This window comes from Cupriavidus sp. SZY C1 (assembly GCF_032190535.1).
In the GTDB taxonomy this organism is placed as follows: Bacteria; Pseudomonadota; Gammaproteobacteria; order Burkholderiales; family Burkholderiaceae; genus Cupriavidus; species Cupriavidus pauculus_C.
Genome location: NZ_JAUANU010000002.1, coordinates 325,029 through 351,564 on the forward strand (window position 1 = coordinate 325,029; position 26,536 = coordinate 351,564).

The window sequence follows — 26,536 nt, forward strand, 5'->3', positions numbered from 1 at the left end:
GGAAAAATAAGGGAAAAACGATGCGCCCGCGCGGGCCCTAGCCCGCCAGGCGGCGCGCTGCGGCGGCCACGGTATCAAGCGCCTGTTCCAGCGCGGGCGTGCGGAGGTTGCCGCAGTTGAGCCGCAGGAAATGGTTGAAGCGGTTCGAGTTCGAGAACATCGCGCCGGGCATCACGCGGATGCCGTCGCCCAGCACCTGTTCGAACACGGCTTCGGACGACACGTTGCCCGGCATTTCCACCCAGAGGTGCAGCCCGCCGCGCGGCAGCGTCAGCCGCGTGCCGGCCGGGAACGTGGCCGCCACCTTCTGCGCCACCCATTCGCGCTGCACGCGTAGCTGCGTGCGCAGGCGCCGCAGGTGGCGGTCGAAGGCGCCGGTGCCCATGTACTCGGCCACGGCAATCTGGGTCAGCATCTCGTTCGGGCGCGACAGCCCGAACTTGAGCATTTCCACGCGCGCCTGCCAGCGGCCGGCGGTAATCCAGCCCAGCCGCATGCCGGGCGCCAGCACCTTGTGCAGCGACGCGCAATGGATCACGGTGCCGGTGGTGTCCCACGACTTGGCGGCCGGCAGCGGCGTGTCGTCGTCGATGGTGGCCGAGCAGCAGTCGTCCTCGATCATGGCGATGCCCCGCGCCGCGCACCACGCCACCAGCCGCTGCTTGTGCGCGTCGGGCATCACGCAGCCCAGCGGGTTCTGCAGGTTCGGCACCACGCAGACGGCCTTGATGCTGGCGTAGGTCTGCGCGGCCAGCTCCAGCGCCTCCAGCGAGATGCCGGTCTGCGGGCTGCATGGGATTTCCAGCGCGCGCATGCCCAGGCTCTCCAGGATCTGCAACAGACCGTAATAGGTGGGCGATTCCACCGCGATCACGTCGCCCGGGCCGGCCACGGCGCGCAGCGCCAGCGTCAGTGCCTCGGTGGCGCCGTGGGTCACGACGATTTCCTCGGGCGAGACGTTGATGTGCGACCGCAGCGCATGCCGGGCCAGCGCGGCACGGAAGGCCGGATGGCCGTCGGCGTCGACCGAGGTGCCGAACAGCTCGGGATACTTGCGCAGCGCGCGCTGGGCCGCGTTGCGCAGCGCATCGGTCGGATACAGCTCCGGCGCCCCGCAGGCGCCGCCTAGGTTGATCCGATGGTGCTTGCTGCGCGCCAGGATCGCGGAGATCCGCTGGTGGATGCCCACGTACTGCGCGGGATCGGGCAGCCCCGGCGCCGGTTCCTCGATGGGCGCCAGCGCGGGCCGGGCCGGCGCGCAGACGAAGTAGCCGGAGCGCGGGCGAGCTTCCAGCAGGCCGGCGGCCTCCAGTTCGCGGCACGCCTGCAGCGCCGTGGACAGGCTCACGTCGTGCAGCCCCATCAGCGCGCGCACCGACGGCATGCGGTCGCCCGGCGTCAGCGTGCCCGACGTGATGGCCTGTCGATAGTGGCCGGCCAGCCGCTGGTAGAGCGGGGCGGCGGCGGTGTGGAGCGGGTCGGGCATGGTGGCGGACATGGCGCAATCTTCGCGCGCGGGCGAGATCCGGAACAGATACAGATGGGCGGCCGCTGTATCGTAACAGCGCCAGGGTTTCGCATCTGTTCCGCTTGCGGCGGCGAGCCCTTGTGCCTGTTGGCGAAACAGGCCGGCCGATACGCTGGAGGCACGATTTTCCATCGCCCAAGGAGTGCCGCCATGAACCGCCCGCATCACTTTCCCGGAGACGTCCAGGACGTCAGCCTGTCAGCCGATCAGTGCCTCAATCTGCACCTGGGCAGCGGCGCCGTGGTGCACGTCGTGTCGGGCCGCGTGGCCGTGTCCGATGCGCCGCGCTGGCTGGGCGGGCAGGTCTTCCAGTGGCCTTGCGACCTGCGCGCCGGCGGCGTCTGCGTGATCGACGCGGCCGGCTGGCACCGCATCGTCGCGCAGGGGCCGTCGCGGCTGCGCATCATGGTGCCGGCGGCGCGCCCGGGGCTGTGGCGGCTGATAAAATCCCGCTTCGGCCGTTCTGGCCTCCTGCTGGGCGACTCCCGGCCACCAGACATCCAGGCCGCAGAAGAATCGGTACCCCATGCTACGTCTCAGTGAAGTCAAACTGCCGCTCGACCATACCGAGGGCGATCTAGAGGCTGCCGTGCGCAGCCACCTGGCCCAGATCGGGGTCAAGGGCGACGGCCTCGTCGGATTCAAGGTCTTCCGCCGCGCGCACGACGCCCGCAAGCGCGACGACATCAAGCTCACCTACATCATCGACATCGAAGTCCGCGACGAGGCCGCCGCGCGCCAGCGCATGGAGCGCAAGCCGAACTGGAGCGTGACGCCGGACATGACGTACCGCTTCGTGGCGCGCGCCCCCGAGGGCGGCCCGAAGACCCGCCCCGTGGTGATCGGCCTGGGGCCGTGCGGGCTGCTGGCCGGCCTGCTGCTGGCGCAGATGGGCTTCCGCCCGATCATCCTGGAACGCGGCAAGGAAGTGCGCGAGCGTACCAAGGACACGTTCGGGCTCTGGCGCAAGAGCGTGCTGAATCCGGAGTCGAACGTGCAGTTTGGCGAAGGCGGCGCGGGCACGTTCTCGGACGGCAAGCTGTACAGCCAGATCAAGGACCCGAAGCACTACGGGCGCAAGGTGCTGGACGAGTTCGTGCGCGCGGGCGCGCCCGAGGACATCCTGTTCAAGGCGCGGCCGCACATCGGCACGTTCCGGCTCGTGAGCATGGTCGAGAAGATGCGCGCCGAGATGCTGGCGCTGGGGGCCGAAATCCGCTTCGAGACCCGCGTGGACGATATCGACATCGACGGCGGCCAGGTGCGCGGCCTGAAGCTGTCCACCGGCGACTACCTGCCGTGCGACCACGTGATCCTGGCCGTGGGCCACAGCGCGCGCGACACGTTCGAGATGCTGCACGGGCGCGGCGTGTTCATGGAAGCCAAGCCGTTCTCGCTGGGGTTCCGGATCGAGCATCCGCAGGGCCTGATCAACCGCAGCCGCTTTGGCAAGTTTGCGGGCAACAAGCTGCTGGGCGCGGCCGACTACAAGGTGGTGCACCACGCCAGCAACGGCCGGGCGGTCTACAGCTTCTGCATGTGCCCGGGCGGCACGGTGGTGGCGGCCGCGTCCGAGCCGGGGCGGCTGGTGACCAACGGCATGAGCCAGTATTACCGCGCCGAGCGCAACGCCAACGCGGGCATCGTGGTGGGCATCACGCCCGAGCAGGACTACCCGGGCGGCCCGCTGGCGGGCATCGCGTTCCAGCGCAAGTGGGAAGAGCGCGCGTTCGTGCTGGGTGGCGGCGACTATCGCGCGCCGGGCCAGCTGGTTGGCGATTTCCTGGCGGGGCGGCCGTCGACATCGCTGGGCAGCGTGGAGCCGTCTTACAAGCCCGGCGTGACGCCGACGGACCTGAGCACGTCGCTGCCCGACTACGTGATCGACGCGATCCGCGAGGCACTGCCCCAGATCGACCGCAAGATCGCCGGGTTTGCCATGCACGACGCGGTGCTGACGGGCGTGGAAACGCGCACGTCGTCGCCGCTGCGCATCGAGCGCAATCGCGACGACTACCAGAGCATCAACGTGCGCGGCCTGTACCCGGCCGGCGAGGGCGCCGGCTACGCGGGCGGCATCTATTCGGCGGCGATCGACGGCATCGAGGTGGCGGAAGCCGTCGCGCTGCAGATCGCCAGCGGCCAATGAGCGCGACCGGGCAGGGCGGCCAGCGGCCCGAAGACGGCGAGGTCATCGCGGCCGTGCGGCACTGGCTGGCGCGCGCAGTGATCGGCCTGAACCTGTGCCCGTTCGCCAAGAGTGTGTACGTGAAGGACCAGGTGCGGTACGTGGTCAGCCAGGCATCCGACGACGCGGACGTGTTCGACGACCTGGAGCGCGAACTGCGTCTGCTGGCCGAGGCCGATCCGGCGCAGGTGGACACCACGCTGCTGATCGTGCCGCATGGGCTGGCCGATTTCCTGGCCTACAACGACTTCCTGTATTTCGCGGACCGGCTGCTCGGCAGCCTGAAGCTGGATGGCACGCTGCAGATTGCCAGCTTCCACCCGCAGTACCAGTTCGACGGCACCGGGCCCGACGACATCGAGAACTACACGAACCGCGCGCCGTACCCGATCCTGCACCTGCTGCGCGAGGACAGCATCGCGCGGGCGGCCGAAGCCTTTCCCGAGGCCGAGGACATCTACGAGCGCAACATGGAAACGCTGCGCCAGCTCGGCCACGCCGGCTGGCTCAGGTGGATGGCTGGCAAGAGCGACCTGTAGCCGCCCCGCCCGGTGCGGCGGGCGGCGCGGGGTCATGCGGGCGTGAAGAAGCGCTCGCCCAGTTCCTCGATGCCGACCGATTCCAGCACCTGCTTCAGGCGCTCGGCCGGACGCCGGCGCGGCAGGTCCTTGTACTGCGCGATGATCAGCTCGTTCTTCATCGAATGTTCCCAGCCGACCAGCTCGGTCACGCTGACCTGGTAGCCATGCGCTTCGAGCTGCAGGCAGCGCAGCACGTTGGTCAGCTGGCTGCCGAATTCGCGCGTATGCAGCGGGTGGCGCCAGATTTCCGTCATCGGATTGCCGGCCAGCAGCCGGCCCTTGTGCTTGCGCAGCACGCTGGCCACCTCGGCCTGGCAGCACGGCACCAGCACGATGTGCTGGGCGTGCTTGGCCAGCGCGAAGCGGATGGCGTCGTCGGTGGCCGTATTGCAGGCATGCAGCGCGGTGACCACGTCCACGGTGGCGGGCAGCGCCGGCGAGGTGATCGATTCCGCCACCGACAGGTTCAGGAACGACATCCCCGGAAAGCCTAGCCGGCTGGCCAGCGCCTGGGAGCTGGCCACCAGTTCCTCGCGGGTCTCGATGCCGAAGATGTGGGAATCGTCGTGCAGGTCCTTGAAGAACAGGTCGTAGAGGATGAAGCCCAGGTAGGACTTGCCGGCGCCATGGTCCACCAGCGCCACGGACCCCTTCGCGTCCTTCACCTCGCGCAGCAGCGGCTCGATGAACTGGAACAGGTGGTAGACCTGCTTGAGCTTGCGGCGGCTGTCCTGGTTCATCTTGCCGTCGCGCGTCAGGATATGGAGCTCCTTGAGCAGTTCGACGGACTGGCCGGGACGGACTTCGTATGGGCTGGACATCTGGGGATTTTGGGGATTCTGGGATCCCGGGCGCTTCGGAAAGGGCGTCAGTTTACCGAAAACGCCGGTCCCCTACTTTTGTGGGCTAAAGCTCACTCGCATTTCTGCCGTTGACCACTGGATACGACAAGCAGGGTTGGCGCAAGTACGGACGTCCTGGCGGAAGGACGCGCGGGGCATGAACCCCGGCCGGCGGGCACCACGCTGCAACCAGAAAGCGGGGAGCCATGAACGCGGACGTGGGATTACGGCTGGAACTCAACCAGCCGGGAGATCAGGTAAGGGCTTGCTTTACGCCGGAAACGGGGCGGCTGCCGCCGGACCGGACGGCGCTGGAGGCGTCGCTGGCCGAGCACGGCTGGCTAGGCGCCCGGCTGGACCAGGGCGCCGTGACCGGCTTTCTGACCCAGTGCCAGCTCACCGATCGCGAGATCGACGCGGTGATCGGCAATGTGCTGGACGGTGCCTTCGAACTGGAAATGACCGGCGACAAGCTGCAACTGCTGCTGACGCTGATGCCGCCCGAGGGCGGCCGTCCGATCGAGGAAGCCGACATCGCGGCCGCCGCGGCGTCGATGGGCGTGGTGGCGCTGCTCGATTCGGCCGCCATCCGCGTGGCGCTGGAAGCGGGCGGCTGCGAGGGCCGCGAGATTGCCCGCGGCGTGGCGCCGGTGCAGGGCGAGCCCGCCCGGTTCGACAGCCTCGTGCAGCAGCGCCGGCCCGCGCAGGCGGAAAACGAGGACGAGCGGGTGGACCTGCGCGACCTCGGCAGCCTGCTGCTGGTGAATCCCGGCACCGCGCTGATGCGCCGCACGCCGGCCCGGCCCGGCAAGGACGGCATGGACCTCCTGGGCAAGCCGATCGCCGCCGAGCCGGTCATCGACACCCCCTACGCGCCGGACCTGACCGGCGTGGCCCCGGACCCGAACGACCCCAACCTGCTGCTGGCCGTCATCGCCGGGTCGCCGCGCGTGCTGCCCAATGGCGTGATCGTCAGCCCCGTGGTCGACGTGGACGCGGTGGACCTGCATTCGGGCAATGTCAATTTCGATGGATCGCTGCGCGTGTCGGGCGACATCCTTACCGGCATGTCGGTCCGCGTGACCGGCGACGTGGTGGTGCAGGGCACGATCGAGGCGGCCCACGTGGAGGCCGGCGGCGACGTCATCGTCAAGGGCGGCATCATCGGCAGGGCGGAGACCGCGCATGGCGGCGACCCCAACGAGATTGCCAGCGTCCGCACCAAGGGCGCGGTGCATGCGCGCTATATCCAGAACGCCATCGTCGAGGCCGCCACCGAAGTGGTGGTGGAAAGCGGCATCCGGCAGAGCGACGTCTCGGCCGGCGAGCGCGTGGTGGTGGGCACGCCGACCGGGCAGGGCAGCATCAGCGGCGGCCGCACGCGCGCGCTGCAGTCGGTGAGCGTGGCCACGCTGGGCGCGCCGGCCGGCAGCGCCACGGCCGTGCAGGTGGGCCTGAACCCGTTTGCCGACGAGCAGAAGGCCGAGCTGGAGGCGCGGCGGCGCAGGGTGCTGGACGACCAGGCCAAGCTGCAGCAGCTGGTGGCGTTCTTCGCCAAGCATCCCGAGCGCGCCCAGGGCGACGTCCGCGAGAAGGCGCGCGCCACGATGTTCAAGATCAACAAGGACCTGTTCGAACTGGACGCCGAGATCGCGCGGCTGGCCGAGCAGATCAAGCCGTCCGATGATGCCGTGATCGCGGTGGGCCGCCGCATCCATGGCGGCGTGACGCTGCAGGTGGGGCACAAGGTGCTGAAGGTCATGGAGGACAAGACGGGCGGGCAGGTGCGCGTGATCGACGACCGGATCACGGTGACCTGACGACGGCGGGCCGGCCCGGTCCAGCCTCGATGGTCTGGCGGTGCGACGGTCTCACGTTACGGTGCCCCGTGACACGTTACGCCGGCCGTAACATCGCGTGCGGTCGGCCCGGCATGGCTGGCAGTGCGCCGGCGCGGTCGGCCAAGGCCGGCCAGCCCCGGCGGGCCAAGGGGCCGCGAGCGCTGGCGGGTTCGCCATGGCTCGCGCCACGCCCCCCCACAGCGGCCACAAACCGTCTGGCATGACGCTTGCAGAATCCCCGCATCCATACAAGATACGGGGAGATAGACCATGACCGCCATCGTGATCGACGACCAGCCGCTGGTCCGCCTGGGCATGCAGCGCCTGCTGGAACGCATGCCCGGCATCGGCGCTGTCCATGCCATCGACCCGGCCGATATCGTCGCGCTCGCGCCCAGCCACGCGCCGGCCGTGGTGGTCTACGGCATGGCCGGGGACGTCAACGACAACTGGTATTTGCTGCGGCGCCTGACCGAGGCGCTGCCCAACGCGCGCATCCTGCTGCTGTCCGACAACATGTGGCTGCGCGTGCCGGCCGCGCTGGAGTCGCGCGGCGTGGTGGATTGCCTGCCCAAGACCGCGACGATCGAACGCATCGAGATGGCCGTGATGCAGATGGTCGGCAGCGACAGCCTCGTGCCGCTGCGCCGCGTGGCCGCCGACGCGTGGCAACTGCACCATCGGCCGGGCGCGATGTCTTGAGAGGGGGGGCTCGGCGTCGGCGTGCAGCTCGACGTCGTACTTCAGCCGGCCCAGTTGCGAAGCCCCAAAGCAAAAAGGGCAACCCGCCTGGGTTGCCCTTCCTACTTCAAGTGAATGGTGCCGGAGATAGGAGTCGAACCTACGACCTTCGCATTACGAATGCGCTGCTCTACCAACTGAGCTACACCGGCGAAACCTTGACTTGCGAAACCTGTTCCATCGTCGCGATTTACCGCGGCGATCCGTGCTGCTGCGGTGTTTTGCGGCGTCTGCAACGAATCGGATAGAGCCCGCAATACTATCAGCGCCTTCCAGCTTTGTGAAGCCCCTCGCGCAGATTTTTTACCGGATCGGGCGGCGCCGGGCTGGCTGGCGGGTGCTGCGGGTGTGGCTGGCGGCGATGTGTCCGCTGCAGCAACAGGCGTAAGGATCGCACGTGCCGCGCGGCGGGCTTGGATGGAAAAGGGGGCGAAGCCGCCCCCTGTTTCCGATTGACCGCGTGGTGCCGCGTCAGAACTTGTGGCGCAGGCCGGCCATCACGCCCACGCGGCTGCCGTGGCCGTAGAACGGCGTCTGGAAGGTCGGCTGCGCGCCGAGCGTGCGCCAGGCGTCGGTCAGCGTCGTGTAGTCGGCTTCCAGGTAGACGTCGGTGCGCTTGCTGAACGCGTAGTCCAGCATCAGCGCGCCGGTGAATCGGTTGCCCGAATCGCCGCCGTGCTTCAGGTGGTCGTACGTGCCGATGGCGATCAGCGACCACGCCGGGTTGAACTGGTACTTGCCGCCCAGGTAGCCGGCCTGGTTCTTGTAGCCGGCGTTGTCGACGTTGCTGTTGGTGTAGCCGAGGTAGATCGTTGCGGGGCCGGCCGTGTAGGTGCCGCCCAGCGTCCAGACCTTCTGGTCGCTGGTGGGGACGGTCACGCCGTAGTAGCTCGTGCTGTCCTTCATGATCTGGTAGCCGCCCGCGACCATGAACGGGCCTGCGGCGTAGGTCAGGCTGCCGCCCGTCGACGACGACCGCGCCACGCTGCCCGGCTGCTCGCCGAACGCGTGCTGGGCCGCGATGGTGAAGCCGCCGAACTTGCCGGCGTACTTGATCATGTTGTCCTGGCGCACGCCGCCCGTGTAGTTGCCGCCCTGGAAGCCGACGATGGACAGGTTGGCCAGCGCCATCGCGTCGTAGCTGGCGATGACCTCGTGGATCACCGTGAACTGGCGGCCCAGCGTGACGGTGCCGAATTCGCCCTGCAGCCCGACGTACGCCTTGCGGCCGAACAGCCGGTTGCCCTGCAGGCTCTGGCCGGCGTCGGGCGAGAAGCCCGATTCGAGCACGAACAGCGCCTGGTAGCCGCGCCCCAGGTCTTCCACGCCGTACAGGCCCCAGCGGCTGCCGGTCAGCACGCCGTCGCTCATCTGGAGCTTGCCGTTGCCGGCGGCGCTTTCGTTGGTCGTATAGCGGATCGTGGTGTCGACGATGCCGTACAGCGTGACATTCGACTGGGCGTGGGCCGGTGCCGCGGCGCCGATGGCCGCCAGCGCGGCCGTGGTGACGAAGGGCGCAAGGGCTCGCTTCATGATGTTGGTCTCCATCCTGGCTCTGGTTTCGTTATTTGCTGCGGTAGACCGGTGCTGCATGCCGTGCTGCGTCTGTTGTGTCGACCTCTGGTGCCGCCTTCTGGAAAGCGGCAGGGCATGTGTCACCGGCGGGCATGGGTGGCGCGCGAGGATGTCTCCACGGCGCCGGGACATGCGGCGCGGCTGGCCTGGGAAAGGCAGGCAAACAGATCCGATGTCCTATGACATCGTACCTTACAGAAAAATAACGTAGCAAGACATACGACGAGACATTGGGTGGATCCACAACACTAGAGCCGATATTCCATCGACATTATCGTGGGCCCTCAAACGCGGGTTTGCGGAATTAGGCAAATGCTTAGCTTGCATTGCAGCAAACGTTTGTCAGTTTCACGTAAGTTATTTAAAAGCAATGGAAAATCCAATCTCGGCGCGGCCTGTAGCGCCATTGCGCAACAGGACCTGGGCGGTCGGAATCCTGCTAACTCACTCATTTGAGTGAGGAAAAACCACGCGCCGGAAATCCAGGTCTGGATGTCTGCATCTTAAAACTTCTAGGGAATTTACTTAGGGAATCGCACCTTGACCGGAGAAGGGGAGACGATTAGATTCCAGTGGCGTTGTATGACAACAGATCAATTACTCCCTTTCCAGTCATTGGTGTGCCGATTTTCCGATCGCGCGCCGCTGTAGCCCGACACCATGTCTCAGACCTCCTCCCAAGACCCGCTCGACGGCGTCACCACCCGTTGCCATCGCATTCTCCTGACCGGCGCCGCCGGCAATCTCGGCAAGGTCCTGCGTGACCGGCTGAAGCGCTATGCCGACGTGGTGCGCGTGTCCGATATCGCCAACCTCGGCGAGGCCCGGGAGCAGGAAGAAGTCGTGCCGTGCGACCTGTCCGATGCGAAGGCCGTGCACGCGCTGCTGGAAGGGGTCGACGCGGTCGTGCACCTGGGCGGCGTGTCGGTGGAGCGGCCGTTCGAGGAAATCCTGCCGGCCAACATCCAGGGCACCTACAACCTGTACGAGGCGGCCCGCCGCCAGGGCGTGCGCCGGATCGTGTTCGCCAGTTCGAACCACGTCATCGGCTACTACCGGCAGGGCGAAGTGCTGGACGCCGACACGCCGGCGCGGCCCGACGGCTACTACGGCGTCAGCAAGGCGTTCGGCGAGCAGCTGGCCAGCTTCTACAGCGACCGCTACGGCATCGACACCGTCGCGCTGCGCATCGGCTCGTCGTTCCCCGAAGCGAAGGACCGCCGCATGCTGGTCACGTGGCTCGGCTACGACGACCTGGAACAGCTCGTCAAGCGCGCCATCTTCGTGCCGAAGGTGGGCTTCCTGATCGTCTACGGCGCATCGGCCAACCGCGACAGCTGGTGGGACAACAGCAAGGCGGCCCGCCTGGGCTTCAGGCCCGTGGAGTCGTCCGAGCAGTTCCGCGCCAAGGTGGAATCGGTGCCGCCGCTGCCGGCCGACGACCCGGCCGGCTGGTACCAGGGCGGGGCCTTCGTCAAGGCCGGCCCGTTCGGGGACTGAGCGCCATGGCCGGCACCTACGAACGGATCGGCGACATGCGCTGCGGCGTGGGCGAAAGCCCCGTCTGGCACGCGGGCGAGGCGGCGCTGTACTGGACCGATATCCCCAACCGCACGCTGTGGCGCTTTGATCCGGCCAGCGGCGACACCCGGCACTGGGCCATCCCCGAGATGGCGGGCTGCATGGCGATGACGGCCGACGGCGGCTGGCTGCTGGCGATGGAGACCGGCCTGTTCCGCATCGGCAAGCTGGTGGCGGGACAACCGGCGCCGACGCCGCAGCCCGTGGCGGCCGTGCAGCACGCGCGCGGCGGCATGCGCTTCAACGATGGCCGCTGCGACCGCCAGGGCCGCTTCTGGGCCGGCACGATGGTGATGGACATGTCGCTGGCCGCCACCGACGGCAAGCTCTACCGCTACGACGCCCGCAGCGGCGCGCTGGACGTGGTCCGCGAGGACCTGATCACGCCCAACGGCCTGGCCTTCAGCGCCGACGGGCGCACGATGTACCTGTCCGATTCGCACCCGGCGCGGCAGGCGGTCTGGGCCTTCGACTACGACGTCGATACCGGCACGCCGGCCAACGGGCGCGTGTTCATCGACATGAACCGCTACCCGGGCCGCCCCGACGGCGCCGCGGTGGACCAGGACGGTGGCTACTGGATTTGCGGCAACGACGCCGGCCAGGTGCACCGCTTCACGCCAGATGGCCGCCTGGACCGCAGCCTGGCCGTGCCGTTCGCCAAGCCGGCCATGTGCGCGTTCGGTGGCAGCGGGCTGGACACGCTCTACGTCACGTCGATCCGCACCGACGACAGCGACCCGCTGTCCGGCGCCGTGGTGGCGCTGCGCCCCGGCGTGCGCGGCACCGCGGAGCCCGTGCTGCGCGACTGACCCGATTTCGCATCGCGCCCTCCGGGCCCGCGCCGGGCCAGGGGGCCGAACCTGTGTCGACTGATAACGAATAACTCTGGAGGCAATACACATGTTCCAACACCGCTCCCCGCGTACCCGCCTGGGTACCCTGATGGCCGCGCTGCTCGCCGCCGTGGCGCTGCCCACGGCCGCGCACGCCGTGGAATTCCGCTCGGCCGACATCCATCCCGACGACTACCCGACCGTCCAGGCCGTGCGCCACCTGGGCGACCTGCTCAAGCAGCGCTCCAACGGCAAGATGTCGGTCAAGGTGTTCGCGCAGGGCTCGCTGGGCAGCGAGAAGGACGCCATCGAGCAGACCAAGATCGGCGCGCTGTCGATGGTGCGCGTGAACTCGGCCGCGATGAACAACATCTGCGAGGCGACCATCGTCCCGACGATGCCGTTCCTGTTCCGCTCCACCGAGCACATGCGGCACGTGCTGGACGGCCCGGTGGGCGACGACATCCTGAAGTCGTGCGAGAAGAACGGCTTCATCGGCCTGGCCTGGTACGACAGCGGCTCGCGCTCGATGTACACCACCAAGCGACCGATCAAGTCGCTGGCCGACGCCAAGGGCATGAAGATCCGCGTGCAGCAGTCGGACCTCTGGGTGTCGCTGCTGGAAGCCATGCACGCCAACGCCACGCCGATGCCCTGGGGCGAGGTCTACACCGCGCTGAAGACCGGCCTGGTCGACGGCGCCGAGAACAACTGGCCCAGCTACGAGAGCTCGCGCCAGTTCGAGGTGGCCAAGTACTACTCGCTGACCGAGCACTCGATGGCCCCGGAAATGCTGCTGTTCTCGAAGGTCGCGTGGGACCGCCTGTCGAAGGAAGACCAGGCGATGGTGCGCCAGGCCGCCAAGGATTCGGTGCCGTACATGCGCAAGCTGTGGGATGAGCGCGAGCAGAAGTCGCGCAAGCTGGTGGAGGCGTCGGGCGTGCAGATCATCCAGGTGGACAAGGCGTCGTTCCAGGCCGCGATGAAGCCCGTGTACGACCGCTTCATTACCAGCGCGCAGATGAAGGACCTCGTGCGCCGCGCGCAAGAGACGAAGTAACCGACGTACCCGCAGCAGGGAATCCATCATGCTTTCGCCATCCCCCACGCCGGCCGCGCCGGCGGAGGGCGCGCATGGCCCCGCCGACCCGGCGGTGGCCGCGCACGCCCATCCCTATACCCGCTTCTGTGCCGCGCTGGCCCGGGCCTGCCTGGGCCTGGGCGTCTTCGGCCTGGTGCTGCTCGTGATCGCGGTGCTCTACCAGGTCTTCGGGCGCTACGTGCTCAACGACACGCCCACCTGGGCCGAGTCCATCGCGATGCTGCTGGTGCTGTACGTGACCATGCTGGGCACGGCGGTGGGCGTGCGCGACGCGGGCCACATCGGCCTGGAGTCGCTGCTGGTGCTGCTGCCCGAGCGCCTGCGCATCAAGCTGGAGCTGCTGATCCACGCGCTGGTCGGCACGTTCGGCGCGGTCATGGCCTGGAACTGCGCGATCCTGGCGATGTCCGTGGCCGACTACAAGCTGCCCACGCTGGGCATTTCCGAAGGGTGGCGCTACCTGCCGCCGGTCATCGCCGGCGTGCTGATCGTGCTGTTCTCGATCGAACACATCATTGCAGTGCTGAAAGGCACGGAAGTGGAGCCGGCATGGCACTGATCATCCTCACCGTCTGCTTCTTCGGCTTCCTGATCCTCGGGGTGCCGGTCGCGTTCGCCATCGGGCTGTCGGCCGTGGCCACGATCCTCTACGAAGGCCTGCCGCTGGCCGTGGTGTTCCAGCAGATGACGTCGGGCATGAACGCGTTCTCGTTCCTGGCCATCCCGTTTTTCATCTTCGCGGGCGAACTGATGCTGTACGGCGGCATCGCGGACCGCATCGTCAACTTTGCCAAGTCGATGGCCGGCCATGTGCGCGGCGGGCTGGGCATGTCCAACGTGGTGGCGTGCACGCTGTTCGGCGGCGTGTCGGGGTCGCCCGTGGCGGATGTGTCGGCAATGGGCGCGGTGATGATCCCGATGATGAAGCGCGAGGGCTACCACGCCGACTACGCGGTCAACGTGACCACCCACGCGGCCCTGGTGGGCGCGCTGATGCCGACCAGCCACAACATGATCATCTACACGCTGGCGGCGGGCGGCAAGGTGTCTATCGCCGCGCTGATCCTGGCGGGCGTGCTGCCGGCGCTGATCCTGACGATTTGCAACCTGGCCGCCGCGTACTTCGTGGCGCGCAGCCGCGGCTACCCGTCGGGCACGTTTCCGGGCTGGCAGATCGTGGGCCATTCGCTGGCCGCCGCGCTTCCCGGGCTGTTCGTGGTGGTGCTGATCCTGGCCGGCATCCTGTCGGGCGTGTTCACGGCCACCGAGTCGGCCGCCGTGGCCGTGCTGTACGCGCTGACGCTGACCGTGTTCCTGTACCGCTCGCTGACCCGCGAGCAGTTCATCAAGGCCGCGGCCAAGGCGGTCAAGACGACCGGCGTGGTGCTGCTGCTGATCGGCATCTCGGCGACGTTCGGCTACATGATCAGCCTCTATGGCGTGGCCGAGCTGACCGGGCAGTTCCTGAGCTCGGTGTCCACCAGCCCGTGGGTGATCTTCCTGATGGTGAACGTGATGCTGTTCATCCTCGGCACCTTCCTGGACATGGCCGCCACGATCCTGATCTGCACGCCGATCTTCCTGCCGATCTGCATGCACTACGGCATGAGCCCGGTCCAGTTCGGCATGCTGATGCTGATCAACTGCGCGCTGGGCCTGAACACCCCGCCCGTGGGCACCACCCAGTTCGTCGGCTGCGCCATCGGCGGCGTCTCGGTGGGGCAGGTCATGCGCACGATCTGGCCGTTCTACGGCGCGCTGCTGGCGGCGCTGCTGCTGGTGACGTACGTGCCGGCGTTCTCGCTGTGGCTGCCGGAGACGTTGCTGAAGTAGCATGCGCGTCGATCTGCGCGCGGGTGGCTCCCCTCTCCCACGCCGTGGGAGAGGGGCCGGGGGTGAGGGCAAGGCGGTGCAAGACGCGGTCTCGCATCCTGACGCGCCGGCCCTCACCCCCAACCCCTCTCCCGCCGTGCGGGAGAGGGGAGACCACCGACAGTGCATGATGCGGACTGGTGTCCAATCCCGCAGGAGCTCCTGACATGTTGTGGCTGCCGCACGGCCCCACCCACACCCTCACCGCCACCCCCCACACCCTCACCATCGCCCCGTCCCTCGGCGGCCGCATGGCCACCCTGCGTACGGCCCGGGCCGATGGCACGGTGATCGACTGGCTGGCGCCGCTCGATGCCACGCAGGGGTTCGATGCGCATCAGTGGCCCAAGGCGGGCAGCTATCCGCTGCTGCCGTTCTCGAACCGGATCCGCGAGGGGCGCTTTCGCTGGCAGGGGCGCGACATCGTGGTGCCGGCCCATCCGGGGCAGGCCCATGCGATGCACGGCCTTGGCCACGCGCGGCCGTGGACCGTGGCTGAAGCCGGCGCCGACCAGCTCGTCATGACGCTGGCCCATGCCGGGTGCGATGGCGGCTGGCCGTGGGCGCTCACGGCGTGGCAGACGCTGCGGCTGTCGGCCACGGGGCTCGACGCCGAGCTGGCCATCCGCAACGATGGCGACTCCGACATGCCCGTGGGCGGCGGCTTCCATCCGTTCCTGGCGCGCGTGCCGGGGCTGCGCGTGCAGTTCGATGCCGCGTACGTCTGGCCGGCCGATGCGGGCGGCGTGGCCACGGGGCGCACGGCCGTGGCCGATGGCGAGCGCTTCCTGCGCGAGCGCGACCTGCCCGAGGGCGATTTCAGCCGCTACTACGGCGGGTGGAAGCGTACGGCGACGGTCAAGCGGCCGGACGGCGCCACGCTGACGATCCGCGCCGGCGAGGGGCTGGACCACCTGGTGCTGCACGCGCCGGGCGGCTGCGCGTTCTTCTGCCTGGAGCCGGTGTCGCACGTGGCCGATGCCGTCAACCTGGCGGCGCGCGGCTGGGAAGGCACGGGGTTGCGCACGCTGGCGCCGGGTGACACCGCGCGCTGGCGGATGCAGTGGCTGCTGGCCGCCTGACGGGCCTGACCCCCCAATGAAAACAGGGCGCCGAAGCGCCCTGTGTCGTGCTGCCGGGATGGCCGCTGGTCAGCCCTTGTCGGCCTCGCGGTGGTAGCGCGTCACGCGGTCCACCTCGTTCTTCGAGCCCAGGATCACCGATACGCGCTGGTGCAGCTTGGTCGGCGTCACGTCCAGGATGCGCTCCTGGCCATTTGTGGCCGCGCCGCCGGCCTGCTCGACCAGGAACGCCATCGGGTTGGCTTCGTACATCAGGCGCAGCTTGCCCGGCTTCTCGGGCTCGCGCTTGTCCCACGGATACATGAAGATGCCGCCGCGCGTGAGGATGCGGTGCACGTCCGCCACCATCGACGCAATCCAGCGCATGTTGAAGTTCTTGCCGCGCGGGCCGTCTTCGCCCGCCAGGCATTCGTCGATGTACTGGCGCACCGGCGGGGCCCAGTGGCGCATGTTGGACATGTTGATCGCGAATTCCTTGGTGTCCTCCGGGATCTTCACGTCCGACTGCGTCAGCACGAAGCTGCCGGCCTCGCGGTCCAGCGTGAACATGTGCACGCCGTTGCCCACGGTCAGCACCAGCGTGGTCTGCGGGCCGTACACCGCGTAGCCGGCGGCCACCTGGTGCGTGCCGGGCTGCAGGAAATCGCTCTCGGTCACGGTTTCGCCCGGCTTGTGCATGTGCAGCACCGAGAAGATCGTGCCGATCGACACGTTGACGTCGATGTTCGACGAGCCGTCCAGCGGATCGAACAGCAGCAGGTACTCGCCCTTCGGGTAGCGGTTCGGGATCTCGTAGAACGAGTCCATTTCCTCGGACGCCATGGCCGCCAGGTGGCCGCCCCATTCGTTGGCGTCCAGCAGCACCTCGTTGGCGATCACGTCGAGCTTCTGCTGGGTCTCGCCCTGGACGTTGCCGGTGCCGGCCGACCCCAGCACGCCCGCGAGGGCGCCCTTGCTGACGGCGTTGGAAATGGCCTTGCAGGCGCGGGCAACCACCTCGATCAGCAGCCGTAGCTCGGGCTGGATCGTGTTGTGCTTGCGCTGCTCCTCGACCAGATAGCGGGTGAGGCTGATGCGTGTCATGGTGGGTTCTCCTTGGATGGCCGCCATTCTACAGGGCCAGCGCTGCGGACAGGCCGTTTTGGCCCGCCGCGCGCCTTAATCGGCCCATGTCCTGGTGCGGCGGCGCACCGAAGGGGGAACGGTCAGCTCGCCAGCGCCTTGCCGACGATCTCGCGCACGTCGCGCGACAGCGTGGGCGCGGCCGCCACCTGCTCCAGCGCCGCGCGCATGCGGTCGCGCAGCGGGATCTCGTATTTCTGCCAGCGGTCCATCACCCGGGCCAGCCGCGCGGCCACCTGCGGGTTGATCGCGTCCAGCGCCAGCACCTGCTCAGCCCAGAACGCGTAGCCGGAGCCGTCCTCGGCATGGAACTGGGCCGGGTTGCCCGAGCAGAAGCTGAAGATCAGCGAGCGGGCGCGGTTCGGGTTGCGCAGGTTGAACGCCGGGTGCGCCATCAGCGCGCGCACGGTGTCGATGGTGCGCTTGCCGGCGTGCGGGCCCACTTCGCCACGCTGCATGCCCTGGAGCGAGAACCACTTGTCGATCACCAGCGCGTCGCCCTCGAAGCGGCTGTAGAAGTCAGCCAGCGCGTGCTCGCGGCCCGGCGCGAAGCTGTTGACCAGCGCCGACAGCGCCGCGAAGCGGTCCGTCATGTTGTCGCTCTGCTGGTAGTGCTGGTCGGCCAGCGCCTGCATGTCGGCGTCGCCGGTGTCGGCCAGGTAGCCCAGCGCCAGGTTGCGCAGCGCGCGCCTGGCCATGGATTCGGCGTCGGGGCTGTAGGTGCCCGGCGTGGCGTTGGCGTGATAGGCGGCCAGCCATTCGGCCTTGAGCGCGCGGGCCAGGCCCTCGCGCAGGAACAGCCGGGCGCGGTGGATGGCGGCCGGGTCGGCCACGCCCATGCGCTCGGCCAGGTACGCCTCGGCCGGCAGCATCAGCGCCTGTTCGCGGAACGCCGGATTCAGCGTGCCATCGGTCAGCACGGTGCGGAAGGCCGCCACCAGCCCGGCATCGAGCTTCAGTTCGCGCCGGGCCTGGACGTCGGCCACCAGTTGCAGCAGCGCGCGCGTGGCCAGCCGCTGGCCGGCTTCCCAGCGGTTGAAGGCGTCGCTGTCGTGGGCCAGCAGGAACGTCAGCTCGGCATCGCTGTATTCGTAGTCGACGATGACCGGCGCCGAGAAATTGCGCAGCAGCGACGGCAGCGGCGCGCGGCCGCCCTTGGGCAGGCCGACGAAGCGGAAGGTCTGCTCGGCCTGCGTGAAATCGAGCACGCGCGTGGTGCCGGCCGGCTGCGGCTCGCCGTCGAGCTGCAGCGGCAGGTCGTTGCCCTCGGCGTCGATCAGGCCCAGCGCGAACGGGATGTGGAACGGCTGCTTGTCCGGGCTGCCGGCGCGGGTCTCGATGCCGACCTTCGGGCAGCGCTGCGTCAGGGTCAGCGTGAGCGCGCCGGCGGCGGCATCCCACTGGGTCCGGGCCGTCACCACCGGCGTGCCGGCCTGGCTGTACCAGAGGCCGAACTGCTTCAGGTCGCGGCCGTTGGCGTCGGCCATGGCCGCGCGGAAGTCGTCGCAGGTCACGGCCTGGCCGTCGTGGCGCTGGAAGTACAGGTCCATGCCCTTGCGGAAGCCGTCGCGGCCCAGCAGGGTCTGGTACATCCGTACCACCTCGGCGCCTTTCTCGTAGACCGTGACCGTGTAGAAGTTGTTGATTTCCTCGTAGCTGTCCGGGCGTACCGGGTGGGCCATCGGGCCGGCGTCCTCGGGAAACTGCACCTGGCGGAGCACGCGGACGTCCTCGATGCGCTTGACGGCGCGGCCCGATTCGGACCCCATCATGTCGGCCGAGAACTCCTGGTCGCGGAAGACGGTCAGCCCCTCCTTGAGCGACAACTGGAACCAGTCGCGGCAGGTCACGCGGTTGCCGGTCCAGTTGTGGAAGTACTCGTGCGCCACGACCGACTCGATATTGGCAAAGTCGACGTCGGTGGCCGTCTGCGCGTTGGCCAGCACGTACTTGGTATTGAAGATGTTGAGGCCCTTGTTCTCCATCGCGCCCATGTTGAAGTCGCCCACGGCGACGATCATGAAGCGGTCCAGGTCCAGCTCCAGCCCAAAGCGGCGCTCGTCCCAGCGGATCGAGTGGATCAGCGAATCCATCGCGTGGCGGGTCTTGTCCAGGTCCTGCGGCTCCACCCAGACCTGCAGCAGCTTTTCCTTGCCCGAGGCCGAGACGATCGTCTCCTCGATCCGCTCCAGCTTGCCCGCCACCAGCGCGAACAGGTACGACGGCTTGCGGAACGGGTCTTCCCACACCGCCTCGTGGCGGCCGTCGGGCAAGTCGCGCTGCGACAGCAGGTTGCCGTTGGACAGCAGCACCGGGTAAGCCGCGCGGTCGGCGCGCAGCGTCACGCGGTAGGTGGTCATCACGTCCGGGCGATCCAGGAAGTACGTGATGCGGCGAAAGCCCTCGGCCTCGCACTGGGTGAAGAAGTTGCCGTTGGAGACGTACAGGCCGGACAGCGTGGTATTGGCCGACGGGTCGATGGCGACGGTGATCTCCAGCGTGCCTTGCGCGGGCAGGCCGGTCAGCGTCAGCGCGCCGGCGTCGGCGCGGCAGGCCGTGAACGGCTGCCCGTCGAGCCGCACGCCCAGCAGTTCCAGCGCCTCGCCCGCCAGTGTCAGCGGCGCGTCGGCGGCGCCGGTGCGCTGCAGCTTCAGCGTGCTGGTGACGATGGTGCGCTGCGGATCGAGGTCGAGCACGAGGTCGACGTGGTCGATGGCAAACGCGGGCGGAGTATAGTCCTTGCGATAGACGGTAACGGGCGTGTCGGTACGCAGCATGGGGAGATCCTGTCGTCGGGTGACCGGGGGCGGCGGGCCGTGGCGGCCGGAGCCGGGCCCTGAAGCCCCCATTGTAGCCAAGGGGCCTGCGGCCTGCGTCGGGCCGGCAGCGGCCCAGGGAATTTGGCGCGTCCGTCCCTGTCTCAGGAAACGTGACCGGACCAATAAGAAGAGGTATCGCGATGTGGCAAGCCGTGGCAAGCATGGGAAGACGGGGCGGGATGGGATTGCTGGTGGCGCTGGGCGCCTTGTGGCTGTCGGGCTGCGCCAGCACCGTCACCACCGAGGTGACGGCGTTCCGCGATGCCGGCTGGAACAACGACCCGCCGCATACCTACGCCTTCGAGCGCACCCCGCAGCAGGAAGGCCAGCTCGACCGGCAGACCTACGAAGCGTGGCTGGCACAGACGCTGGGCGGCATCGGCTTCGAACAGGTGCCGGCCCGGCAGGCGCGCTACCTGGTGACGATGGACTATGACGCCGCGCCCGGCTTTGTCCGCGTGGCCGAGACGGTCTATCCCGACCCGTGGTACGGCCCGTGGGGTCCCTACTGGGGCCCGTATGGCTACTACCGTCCATGGGGCCCTTACGGCTGGGGGCCCGGCTACTGGCCGCCGCAGACCGTGGTGCGCGACGTGCCGGTGACGTTCTCGAACCTGCGCGTGTTCTTCAAGGACGCCGCCAGCGGCAAGCGCGTGTACCAGGTGACAGCCCGCAACACCACCGAGGGCGGCAACCTGACCGCCGTGATGCCGTACATGATCCGCAGCGCGTTTGCCGGCTTTCCGGGCGACAGCGGCCGCCCGCGGCGCGTGACGCTGGAGGTGGAGAAGGAAGCGAAATAAGCCGGCAGGCAAGGCAGCCGGCGCGGGCGCGCCGCAGCATTCGGCCCGCATGCATTCGTCGACATTCGTCCACCGGTTTGGTCCACCGGTGAGACGGACCTGAACCCTGCCGTGCGGTAAAAGGTGTTTTTCAACGCCGCACGGCAAAAACACGCGCCGGACCGCTGCAAAGCCCCGCCAGCGCGGAATGGCTGGGCTAGAATGGCTGCTCGATTTTTTTGGCCTTCTCTTCCGGACAAGCAGAATGAGCAGCAAGACCAGCGGTGATGCACCGCAACACGCCCCCAACAGCCCCGAAGCGCAACTGCGCCTGGCCGCGCTGGAATACCACCGCAGCCCGACCAAGGGGAAGATCCAGGTAACGGCCACGAAGGCGCTGTCCAACCAGCGCGACCTGTCGCTGGCCTATTCGCCGGGCGTGGCGTATGCCTGCGAGGAAATCCACAAGGACCCGTCGATGGCCGCCGAGTACACCTCGCGCGGCAACCTCGTGGCGGTCATTACCAACGGTACCGCCGTGCTGGGCCTGGGCGACATCGGCCCGCTGGCCGGCAAGCCGGTGATGGAAGGCAAGGGCTGCCTGTTCAAGAAGTTTGCCGGCATCGACGTGTTCGACATCGAGCTGGATGCCCGCGACCCGGACAAGATCGTCGAGATCGTGGCCGCGCTGGAGCCCACGCTGGGTGGCGTGAACCTGGAGGACATCAAGGCGCCCGAGTGCTTCTACATCGAGAAGCAACTGCGCGAGCGCATGAACATTCCGGTCTTCCACGATGACCAGCACGGCACGGCGATCATATCGGCCGCCGCGCTGCTGAACGGCCTGAAGGTCGTGGGCAAGGAAATCGGCAAGGTCAAGCTGGCCGTCTCGGGCGCCGGCGCCGCCGCCATTGCCTGCCTGGACACCATGGTCAGCCTGGGCGTGAAGCGCGAGAACGTCTACGTGGTCGATTCGAAGGGCGTGATCTTCCAGGGCCGCGACGCCAACATGGAAGCCAACAAGGCCCGCTACGCGCAGGACACGTCGGACCGCACGCTGGCCGATATCGTCAAGGGCGCCGACGTATTCCTGGGCTGCTCCACGGCGGGCGTGCTGACCGGCGACATGGTGAAGACCATGGCCGACCGGCCGATCATCCTGGCGCTGGCCAACCCGGAGCCGGAAATCCGCCCGGAAGTGGCCAAGGCCGCGCGCCCGGACTGCATCATCGCCACCGGCCGTTCGGACTATCCGAACCAGGTGAACAACGTGCTGTGCTTCCCGTACATCTTCCGTGGCGCGCTCGATTGCGGCGCGACGAAGATCACCGAGGAAATGAAGCTGGCCTGCGTGAAGGCCATCGCCGAGCTGGCCGAGGCCGAGCTGAACGATGCCGTGGCCGCCGCCTACGGTGGCCGCGAGCTGAAGTTCGGCCCCGACTACATCATCCCGACGCCGTTCGACCAGCGCCTGATCGAGAAGATCGCGCCGGCCGTGGCCAAGGCCGCCGAGGAGTCCGGCGTGGCCACGCGTCCGATCAAGGACCTGGAAGCCTACCGCCAGCAACTGTCGAGCTACGTCTACCACACCGGCCTGATCATGAAGCCGGTGTTCTCGGCCGCCAAGGCAGCGCCCAAGCGCGTGGCCTACGCCGAGGGCGAGGAAGAGCGCGTGCTGCGCGCCGTGCAGGGCGTGGTCGACGAGGGCCTGGCGCGTCCGATCCTGATCGGCCGCCCGCACGTGATCCAGATGCGCATTGAGAAGGCCGGCCTGCGCCTGCGTCCCGGTGTCGACTTCGAGCTGATCAATCCGGAAGACGATCCGCGCTACCGCGCCTATCACGAGGAATACCACGCGCTGCGCGGCCGCGACGGCGTGACGCCGGACATGGCCAAGGTGGCGCTGCGCCGCTCGAACACGCTGATCGGCACGATGCTGATGCACATGGGCGATGCCGACGCGCTGCTGTGCGGCACCGTGGGCCGCTTCGAGGCCCATCTGGAGCACGTGCGCGACGTGATCGGCCTGGCGCCGGACGCCAAGGTGTTCGCCGCCATGAACGCGCTGATGCTGGAAAAGCACACGCTGTTCATCACCGACACGTTCGTGAACGACGACCCGAGCGCCGAGGAACTGGCCGCCATCGCGCAGCTTGCCGCCAAGGAGATTGCGCGCTTTGGCCTGCATCCGAAGCTGGCGATGATGTCGCACTCGATGTTCGGCTCGTCGACGCGCCCGTCGGCGCGCAAGATGCGCGAGGCAGCGGCCATCCTGGCGCGCGTGGCGCCGGAGTTGGAAGTGGAAGGCGAGATGCAGGGCGACGCCGCGCTGGACGAGGACGTGCGCCGCCACTTCCTGCCCAACACCAAGCTCGTGGGCAGCGCCAACCTGCTGGTCATGCCGACGCTGGACGCGGCCAACATCGCGTTCAACCTGCTCAAGATGACGGGCGGCCAGGGCGTGACCGTGGGCCCGATCCTGCTGGGCGCGGCCAAGCCGGTGCACATCCTGAATCCGCAGGCCACCACGCGCCGCATCGTCAACATGACGGCCGTGGCCGTGGCCGAGGCGGGCGCGATCCGATAAGGCCGCGCCGGGCCTGATCTGCACGGCGTGCAGGTCTGATGGTCGCAAAACGAAACCGGGCCGCGAGGGGCAATCCTCGCGGCCCGGTTTTTTTGTCGGTGCGCTGGCACGTCTGCCGGGGTGTCAGCGCGTCGGCGGGTCAGTACGCACGGGTCGTGCGCCCTAGCCGGTGCATTGCCGCTATTGCAGCACGTTGTACTGCTCCCGCATCACCACGATGATCGAGCGGGCCGCGGCCATCTGCTGTGCCAGATCGTCGAAGGTGTCCTGGCGAAAATCGACCTCAGCGCTCCAGTTGCAACCGGTATGGTCGGGCTGGTGCACGCGCATGGCGTGCAGCTCCACCTCGCCGCATTCCGGGTTGTTGTCCAGGCACTGGCTCAGGATGGCCATCAGTTCCGATCGGGATTTCACATAGCGCCGCATGCGTCACCTCACTCGTCCTGGTTTACGTGGTCCGGCACACAGTCCGGAAGACCAATCTAGGTAGAAGAGGGGGCGGTCGCCAATTGAATCGGCCTATGAAGCGGGGGCTTCCGATCCTGCTGCAGTCGCGCGAACTTGCGCTGCGGCGCAGCATTGTGGCGGATCGGGCCGGGTTGCGCGCAAGAAATAGCCTGCCGCGCGGGCAGGCTTTTGTGACGGCGCCGAGACTGGCGGCAGACGTCAGAACTTGTGGCGCACGCCCACGCCGAAGCTGTCGCCGTGTTCCACGCCCGTGACCTTGTCGTAGAAGTAGGCCGCGTAGACGTCGGTGCGCTTCGACAGGTTGTAGTCGTAGGCCACCGCGAACGTGTTGCGCTTGATGCTGGTGACTTCGTTCAGCACGCGGCCGAACGTGTACGACGCCAGCACGTTGCCCGCGCCCACCGGCACCGAGACGCCAGCCTGGCCGTCGATATGCTTGATGTCGCCGGTGGCGCTGGTCGTGAAGTCCGTCTTGATGTACTGGCCCTGCAGGAAGGCCTTCACGAACTTGAAGTCGTACGACAGGCCGGCCTGCACGGCCGACTGCTTGTCCAGGTTGGCCAGGGCCGGGTTCTGCGGGTCGAACGGCGCCACGTCGAACTTGACCTGCTGGAACGCCACGGTGGCAGCCAGGTTGCCCGAGAAGTAGGTCATGTTGCCGCCCCACTTGTTCTTGCTGTTGCTGCCCGCCGCCTCGCCCGCGCCGTAGATCAGGTTGGCGGTCAGGCCGCCGAACGTGGGCGTGGAGTAGACGATCGAGTTGTTCCAGCCCGAATCGCCGATGATGCCCGGATCGTAGAGGCCCGTACCCGGCGTGCCGAAGTACGTGTGGAAGATCATCGGGCTGAAGACGTACGAGTCGATCAGCGGGTTGAACAGGATCGTCGAGACAAAGTACGGCGTGGTGTTGCGGCCCAGCTTCAGCGCGCCGTAGCGGTCGTTCTGCAGGCCGACGTAGGCGTTGCGGCTGAACAGCGAGTCGCCGTTGAAGCGGCCCGAGCTGCCCGAATCGGTACGGAAGAAGCCGTTCAGGTCGAAGATGGCCTTGGTGCCCATGCCCAGGTCCTCGGTACCCTTGATGCCCCAGTACGACGTCTGCATGCCGCCCGAGTTGGCCACGTAGGCGCGCTCGCCCGTGCCCGGGCTCTTGATGCCGCCGACGAACATGTCGGCCTGGCCGTACAGCGTGACGCTGGACTGGGCCAGGGCCGCGCCGGAGAAGAGGGTGGCCGCGATTGCCGCCAGCTTGATGGCCGGCTTGTACTGCTTTGTCATGTAAGACCTCCGTGGTTGTGATGCTGCTCAGAACGTTTTCGTTGTGTGCCGGAACCCTTGACTGGGCTTCTTCTGCTTTGTCCCTTGGCCGCGCACGGAAGTCTGACGGTGCAGTGGGGACCGGCGCGGCCGGGACTTTGTTGGACGGCGACGCGGGTCGCCGAACGTTCCTGAATTTCTCTCTCTTGACTGCCGTGGATTTTTTTTCAGGCGGATACTAAGTCGTTCAGGCGGAACTGCGCAATGCGGTGGATCTGGTTGATGCAAGTTTGCAACTCGACCGAGGGCTCGTTGTCGAGGCGCCTTGCAAAAGCGTCGATGATCCCGTGGCGGTCGTAGCCGCGCACGGCCAGGATGAACGGGAAGCCGAACTTGCGGTTGTAGGCCGCGTTCAGGTCCTGCAGGCGCTGGAATTCCTCCGGCGTGCACTGGTCCAGCCCGGCGCCGGCCTGCTCGCGCGTCGATTCGGCCGTCAGCTCGCCGCGCACGGCCGCCTTGCCCGCCAGCTCCGGGTGGGCGCGCACCAGCTTGAGCTGGGCGTCCTGGCCCGCTGCATCCACCGCGGCGCGCAGCGCGCCGGCCAGTTCCGCCGTGTTGGCGAACGGACGCTGCCGCGCCGCGGCCTCGGCGAACCAGGGCGAATGTTCGTAGATGCCGCCCAGCACCTTGACGAACTCGGGCTCGGGCATCGCGTTCAGCTGGGTAATCGTGTAGTGCGTCTGGCTCATGCCTGGCTCCGGTACGGGTGGGTGTCGATCCAGTGGCGGGCGATGTCCACGCGCCGCGTGATCCAGACCTTGTCGTGCGACTGGACGTAGTCCAGGAACCGCTGCAGCGCGCGGAACCGGCCCGGCCGGCCCAGCAGGCGGCAGTGCATGCCGATCGACAGCATCTTGGGCTGGTCCAGCCCGCTGGGGTCGCCCTCGGCGTACAGCACGTCGAAGGCGTCCTTGAGGTACTGGAAGAACTGCTCGCCCGTGTTGAAGCCCTGCGGCGTGGCAAAGCGCATGTCGTTGGAGTCCAGCGTGTAGGGCACCACCAGGTGGGGCTTCTTCTCGCCGCCGGCGACTTCCACCTCGGTCCAGAAGGGCAGGTCGTCGCCGTAGTAGTCCGAGTCGTACAGCAGGCCGCCGTGCTCCACCACCAGCCGGCGCGTGTTGGGGCTGTCGCGGCCCGTGTACCAGCCCAGCGGCATCTCGCCGGTCAGGTCCTTGATGATCTGCATGCCGATGCGCATGTGCTCGCGCTCGGTGGCCTCGTCGATGCCCTGGTAGTGGATCCAGCGCCAGCCGTGGCAGGCGATCTCGTGGCCCAGCTCGACGAAGGCGCGCGTCAGTTCCGGATGGCGCTGCAGTGCCATCGACACGCCGAAGATCGTCAGCGGCAGCTTGCGCTGTTCGAACTCGCGCAGGATGCGCCAGACGCCCGCGCGCGACCCGTATTCGTAGATGCCTTCCATGCTCATGTGCCGGGCGGGGTAGGCCGCGGCACCGACGATCTCGGACAGGAACTGCTCGGACGCGGCGTCGCCGTGCAGCACGCAGTTCTCGCCGCCTTCCTCGTAATTGAGCACGAACTGCAGCGCGATACGCGCGCCGCCCGGCCAGCGGGCGTGCGGCGGGCGGGCGCCGTAGCCGATGAGATCGCGTGGATAGTTATCGTGTGTCATCTGTTGTGTCTGCTTCAGGAGAGAAATCTGCAGCCTGCAGGGGTC

At 67.9% G+C, this 26,536-nt stretch carries 22 protein-coding genes and 1 tRNA gene; 13 read left to right on the top strand and 10 right to left on the bottom strand.

All coding sequences use genetic code 11. From position 1 onward, the window contains the following. Positions 1-37 precede the first annotated feature (37 nt). The gene (locus tag QTN24_RS05655) at positions 38-1,498 is read right to left on the bottom strand and encodes a PLP-dependent aminotransferase family protein (RefSeq protein ID WP_313835722.1); all 1,461 of its coding nucleotides are present in this window, start codon (positions 1,496-1,498) and stop codon (positions 38-40) included. Positions 1,499-1,678: 180 nt separating this feature from the next. On the opposite strand from QTN24_RS05655, the gene QTN24_RS05660 reads away from it, so the two are divergent. From QTN24_RS05660 to QTN24_RS05670, 3 genes are read left to right on the top strand one after another with little or no spacing between them, the layout of a single operon-like run. Next, positions 1,679-2,071, top strand: a complete 393-nt coding sequence (locus tag QTN24_RS05660; RefSeq protein ID WP_313835724.1) for a hypothetical protein — start codon at positions 1,679-1,681, stop codon at positions 2,069-2,071. Beyond that, positions 2,055-3,677 carry an FAD-dependent protein gene (locus QTN24_RS05665; RefSeq protein ID WP_313835726.1) on the top strand — a complete coding sequence of 541 codons (1,623 nt, stop codon included), beginning with the start codon at positions 2,055-2,057 and terminating at the stop codon, positions 3,675-3,677. Before QTN24_RS05660 ends, QTN24_RS05665 begins: the two co-directional genes overlap by 17 nt. Continuing rightward, complete coding sequence (locus QTN24_RS05670) at positions 3,674-4,255, top strand: DUF1415 domain-containing protein (RefSeq protein ID WP_313835728.1); 582 nt, start codon at positions 3,674-3,676, stop codon at positions 4,253-4,255. Before QTN24_RS05665 ends, QTN24_RS05670 begins: the two co-directional genes overlap by 4 nt. Before the next feature lie 32 nt (positions 4,256-4,287). On the opposite strand, the gene QTN24_RS05675 is transcribed toward QTN24_RS05670, so the two are convergent. Then, a complete protein-coding gene (locus tag QTN24_RS05675) occupies positions 4,288-5,118 on the bottom strand; it encodes an SAM-dependent methyltransferase (RefSeq protein ID WP_313835730.1) in 831 nt (276 codons plus the stop codon). A gap of 227 nt (positions 5,119-5,345) precedes the next feature. Between QTN24_RS05675 and QTN24_RS05680 the strand changes: the two genes are divergently transcribed. Both QTN24_RS05680 and QTN24_RS05685 read left to right on the top strand, forming a co-directional pair. Continuing rightward, the gene (locus QTN24_RS05680; protein ID WP_313835732.1) at positions 5,346-6,959 is read left to right on the top strand and encodes a FapA family protein; all 1,614 of its coding nucleotides are present in this window, start codon (positions 5,346-5,348) and stop codon (positions 6,957-6,959) included. A 291-nt stretch (positions 6,960-7,250) separates the two neighbouring features. After that, entirely contained in the window at positions 7,251-7,682 is a 432-nt protein-coding gene (locus QTN24_RS05685) for a DNA-binding response regulator (RefSeq protein ID WP_313835734.1), read from the top strand. Positions 7,683-7,797: 115 nt separating this feature from the next. Here QTN24_RS05685 and QTN24_RS05690 read toward each other — a convergent pair. Both QTN24_RS05690 and QTN24_RS05695 read right to left on the bottom strand, forming a co-directional pair. After that, positions 7,798-7,873: transfer RNA gene (locus tag QTN24_RS05690), tRNA-Thr, on the bottom strand. 319 nt (positions 7,874-8,192) lie between these two features. Beyond that, positions 8,193-9,254, bottom strand: coding sequence for a porin (locus QTN24_RS05695; protein ID WP_313835735.1), 1,062 nt, complete (start codon positions 9,252-9,254; stop codon positions 8,193-8,195). A gap of 702 nt (positions 9,255-9,956) precedes the next feature. Here QTN24_RS05695 and QTN24_RS05700 point away from each other — a divergent pair. The 6 genes from QTN24_RS05700 to QTN24_RS05725 all read left to right on the top strand — a co-directional run bounded on the left by QTN24_RS05700 (position 9,957) and on the right by QTN24_RS05725 (position 15,769). Then, positions 9,957-10,796 (top strand): NAD-dependent epimerase/dehydratase family protein, encoded by an 840-nt coding sequence (locus QTN24_RS05700; protein WP_124684920.1) that lies wholly within the window; start codon positions 9,957-9,959, stop codon positions 10,794-10,796. Between the two features lie 5 nt (positions 10,797-10,801). Next, complete coding sequence (locus QTN24_RS05705) at positions 10,802-11,689, top strand: SMP-30/gluconolactonase/LRE family protein (RefSeq protein ID WP_313835737.1); 888 nt, start codon at positions 10,802-10,804, stop codon at positions 11,687-11,689. 133 nt (positions 11,690-11,822) lie between these two features. Then, positions 11,823-12,773, top strand: a complete 951-nt coding sequence (locus QTN24_RS05710; RefSeq protein WP_313835879.1) for a TRAP transporter substrate-binding protein — start codon at positions 11,823-11,825, stop codon at positions 12,771-12,773. Positions 12,774-12,801: 28 nt separating this feature from the next. Then, positions 12,802-13,374, top strand: coding sequence for a TRAP transporter small permease (locus QTN24_RS05715; RefSeq protein WP_313835738.1), 573 nt, complete (start codon positions 12,802-12,804; stop codon positions 13,372-13,374). Then, the gene (locus QTN24_RS05720) at positions 13,365-14,648 is read left to right on the top strand and encodes a TRAP transporter large permease (RefSeq protein WP_124684917.1); all 1,284 of its coding nucleotides are present in this window, start codon (positions 13,365-13,367) and stop codon (positions 14,646-14,648) included. The genes QTN24_RS05715 and QTN24_RS05720 overlap by 10 nt, the downstream gene beginning before the upstream one ends. 206 nt (positions 14,649-14,854) lie before the next feature. After that, a complete protein-coding gene (locus QTN24_RS05725) occupies positions 14,855-15,769 on the top strand; it encodes an aldose 1-epimerase (protein ID WP_313835740.1) in 915 nt (304 codons plus the stop codon). 69 nt (positions 15,770-15,838) lie between these two features. Here QTN24_RS05725 and QTN24_RS05730 read toward each other — a convergent pair whose 3' ends face one another. Both QTN24_RS05730 and pepN read right to left on the bottom strand, forming a co-directional pair. Continuing rightward, positions 15,839-16,852: a class 1 fructose-bisphosphatase gene (locus QTN24_RS05730; protein WP_124684915.1), complete on the bottom strand. Its 1,014-nt coding sequence runs from the start codon at positions 16,850-16,852 to the stop codon at positions 15,839-15,841. Between the two features lie 122 nt (positions 16,853-16,974). Beyond that, a complete protein-coding gene (gene pepN, locus QTN24_RS05735) occupies positions 16,975-19,668 on the bottom strand; it encodes an aminopeptidase N (RefSeq protein ID WP_313835744.1) in 2,694 nt (897 codons plus the stop codon). A gap of 203 nt (positions 19,669-19,871) precedes the next feature. On the opposite strand from pepN, the gene QTN24_RS05740 reads away from it, so the two are divergent. Next, on the top strand, positions 19,872-20,513 hold the full coding sequence (locus tag QTN24_RS05740) for a DUF4136 domain-containing protein (RefSeq protein WP_253699924.1): 642 nt from the start codon (positions 19,872-19,874) through the stop codon (positions 20,511-20,513). A gap of 244 nt (positions 20,514-20,757) precedes the next feature. Further along, positions 20,758-23,079 carry an NADP-dependent malic enzyme gene (locus tag QTN24_RS05745; RefSeq protein WP_124684913.1) on the top strand — a complete coding sequence of 774 codons (2,322 nt, stop codon included), beginning with the start codon at positions 20,758-20,760 and terminating at the stop codon, positions 23,077-23,079. A 180-nt stretch (positions 23,080-23,259) separates the two neighbouring features. Here the strand turns inward: QTN24_RS05745 and QTN24_RS05750 are convergent, their stop codons facing one another. From QTN24_RS05750 to puuE, 4 genes are all read right to left on the bottom strand, one after another. Then, complete coding sequence (locus QTN24_RS05750; RefSeq protein ID WP_019448091.1) at positions 23,260-23,505, bottom strand: hypothetical protein; 246 nt, start codon at positions 23,503-23,505, stop codon at positions 23,260-23,262. 240 nt (positions 23,506-23,745) lie between these two features. Next, a complete protein-coding gene (locus tag QTN24_RS05755) occupies positions 23,746-24,822 on the bottom strand; it encodes a porin (RefSeq protein WP_124684912.1) in 1,077 nt (358 codons plus the stop codon). Between the two features lie 206 nt (positions 24,823-25,028). Further along, on the bottom strand, positions 25,029-25,550 hold the full coding sequence (uraD, locus tag QTN24_RS05760; RefSeq protein WP_313835749.1) for a 2-oxo-4-hydroxy-4-carboxy-5-ureidoimidazoline decarboxylase: 522 nt from the start codon (positions 25,548-25,550) through the stop codon (positions 25,029-25,031). Beyond that, complete coding sequence (gene puuE, locus QTN24_RS05765) at positions 25,547-26,491, bottom strand: allantoinase PuuE (RefSeq protein WP_124684910.1); 945 nt, start codon at positions 26,489-26,491, stop codon at positions 25,547-25,549. Before puuE ends, uraD begins: the two co-directional genes overlap by 4 nt. Positions 26,492-26,536 lie beyond the last annotated feature (45 nt).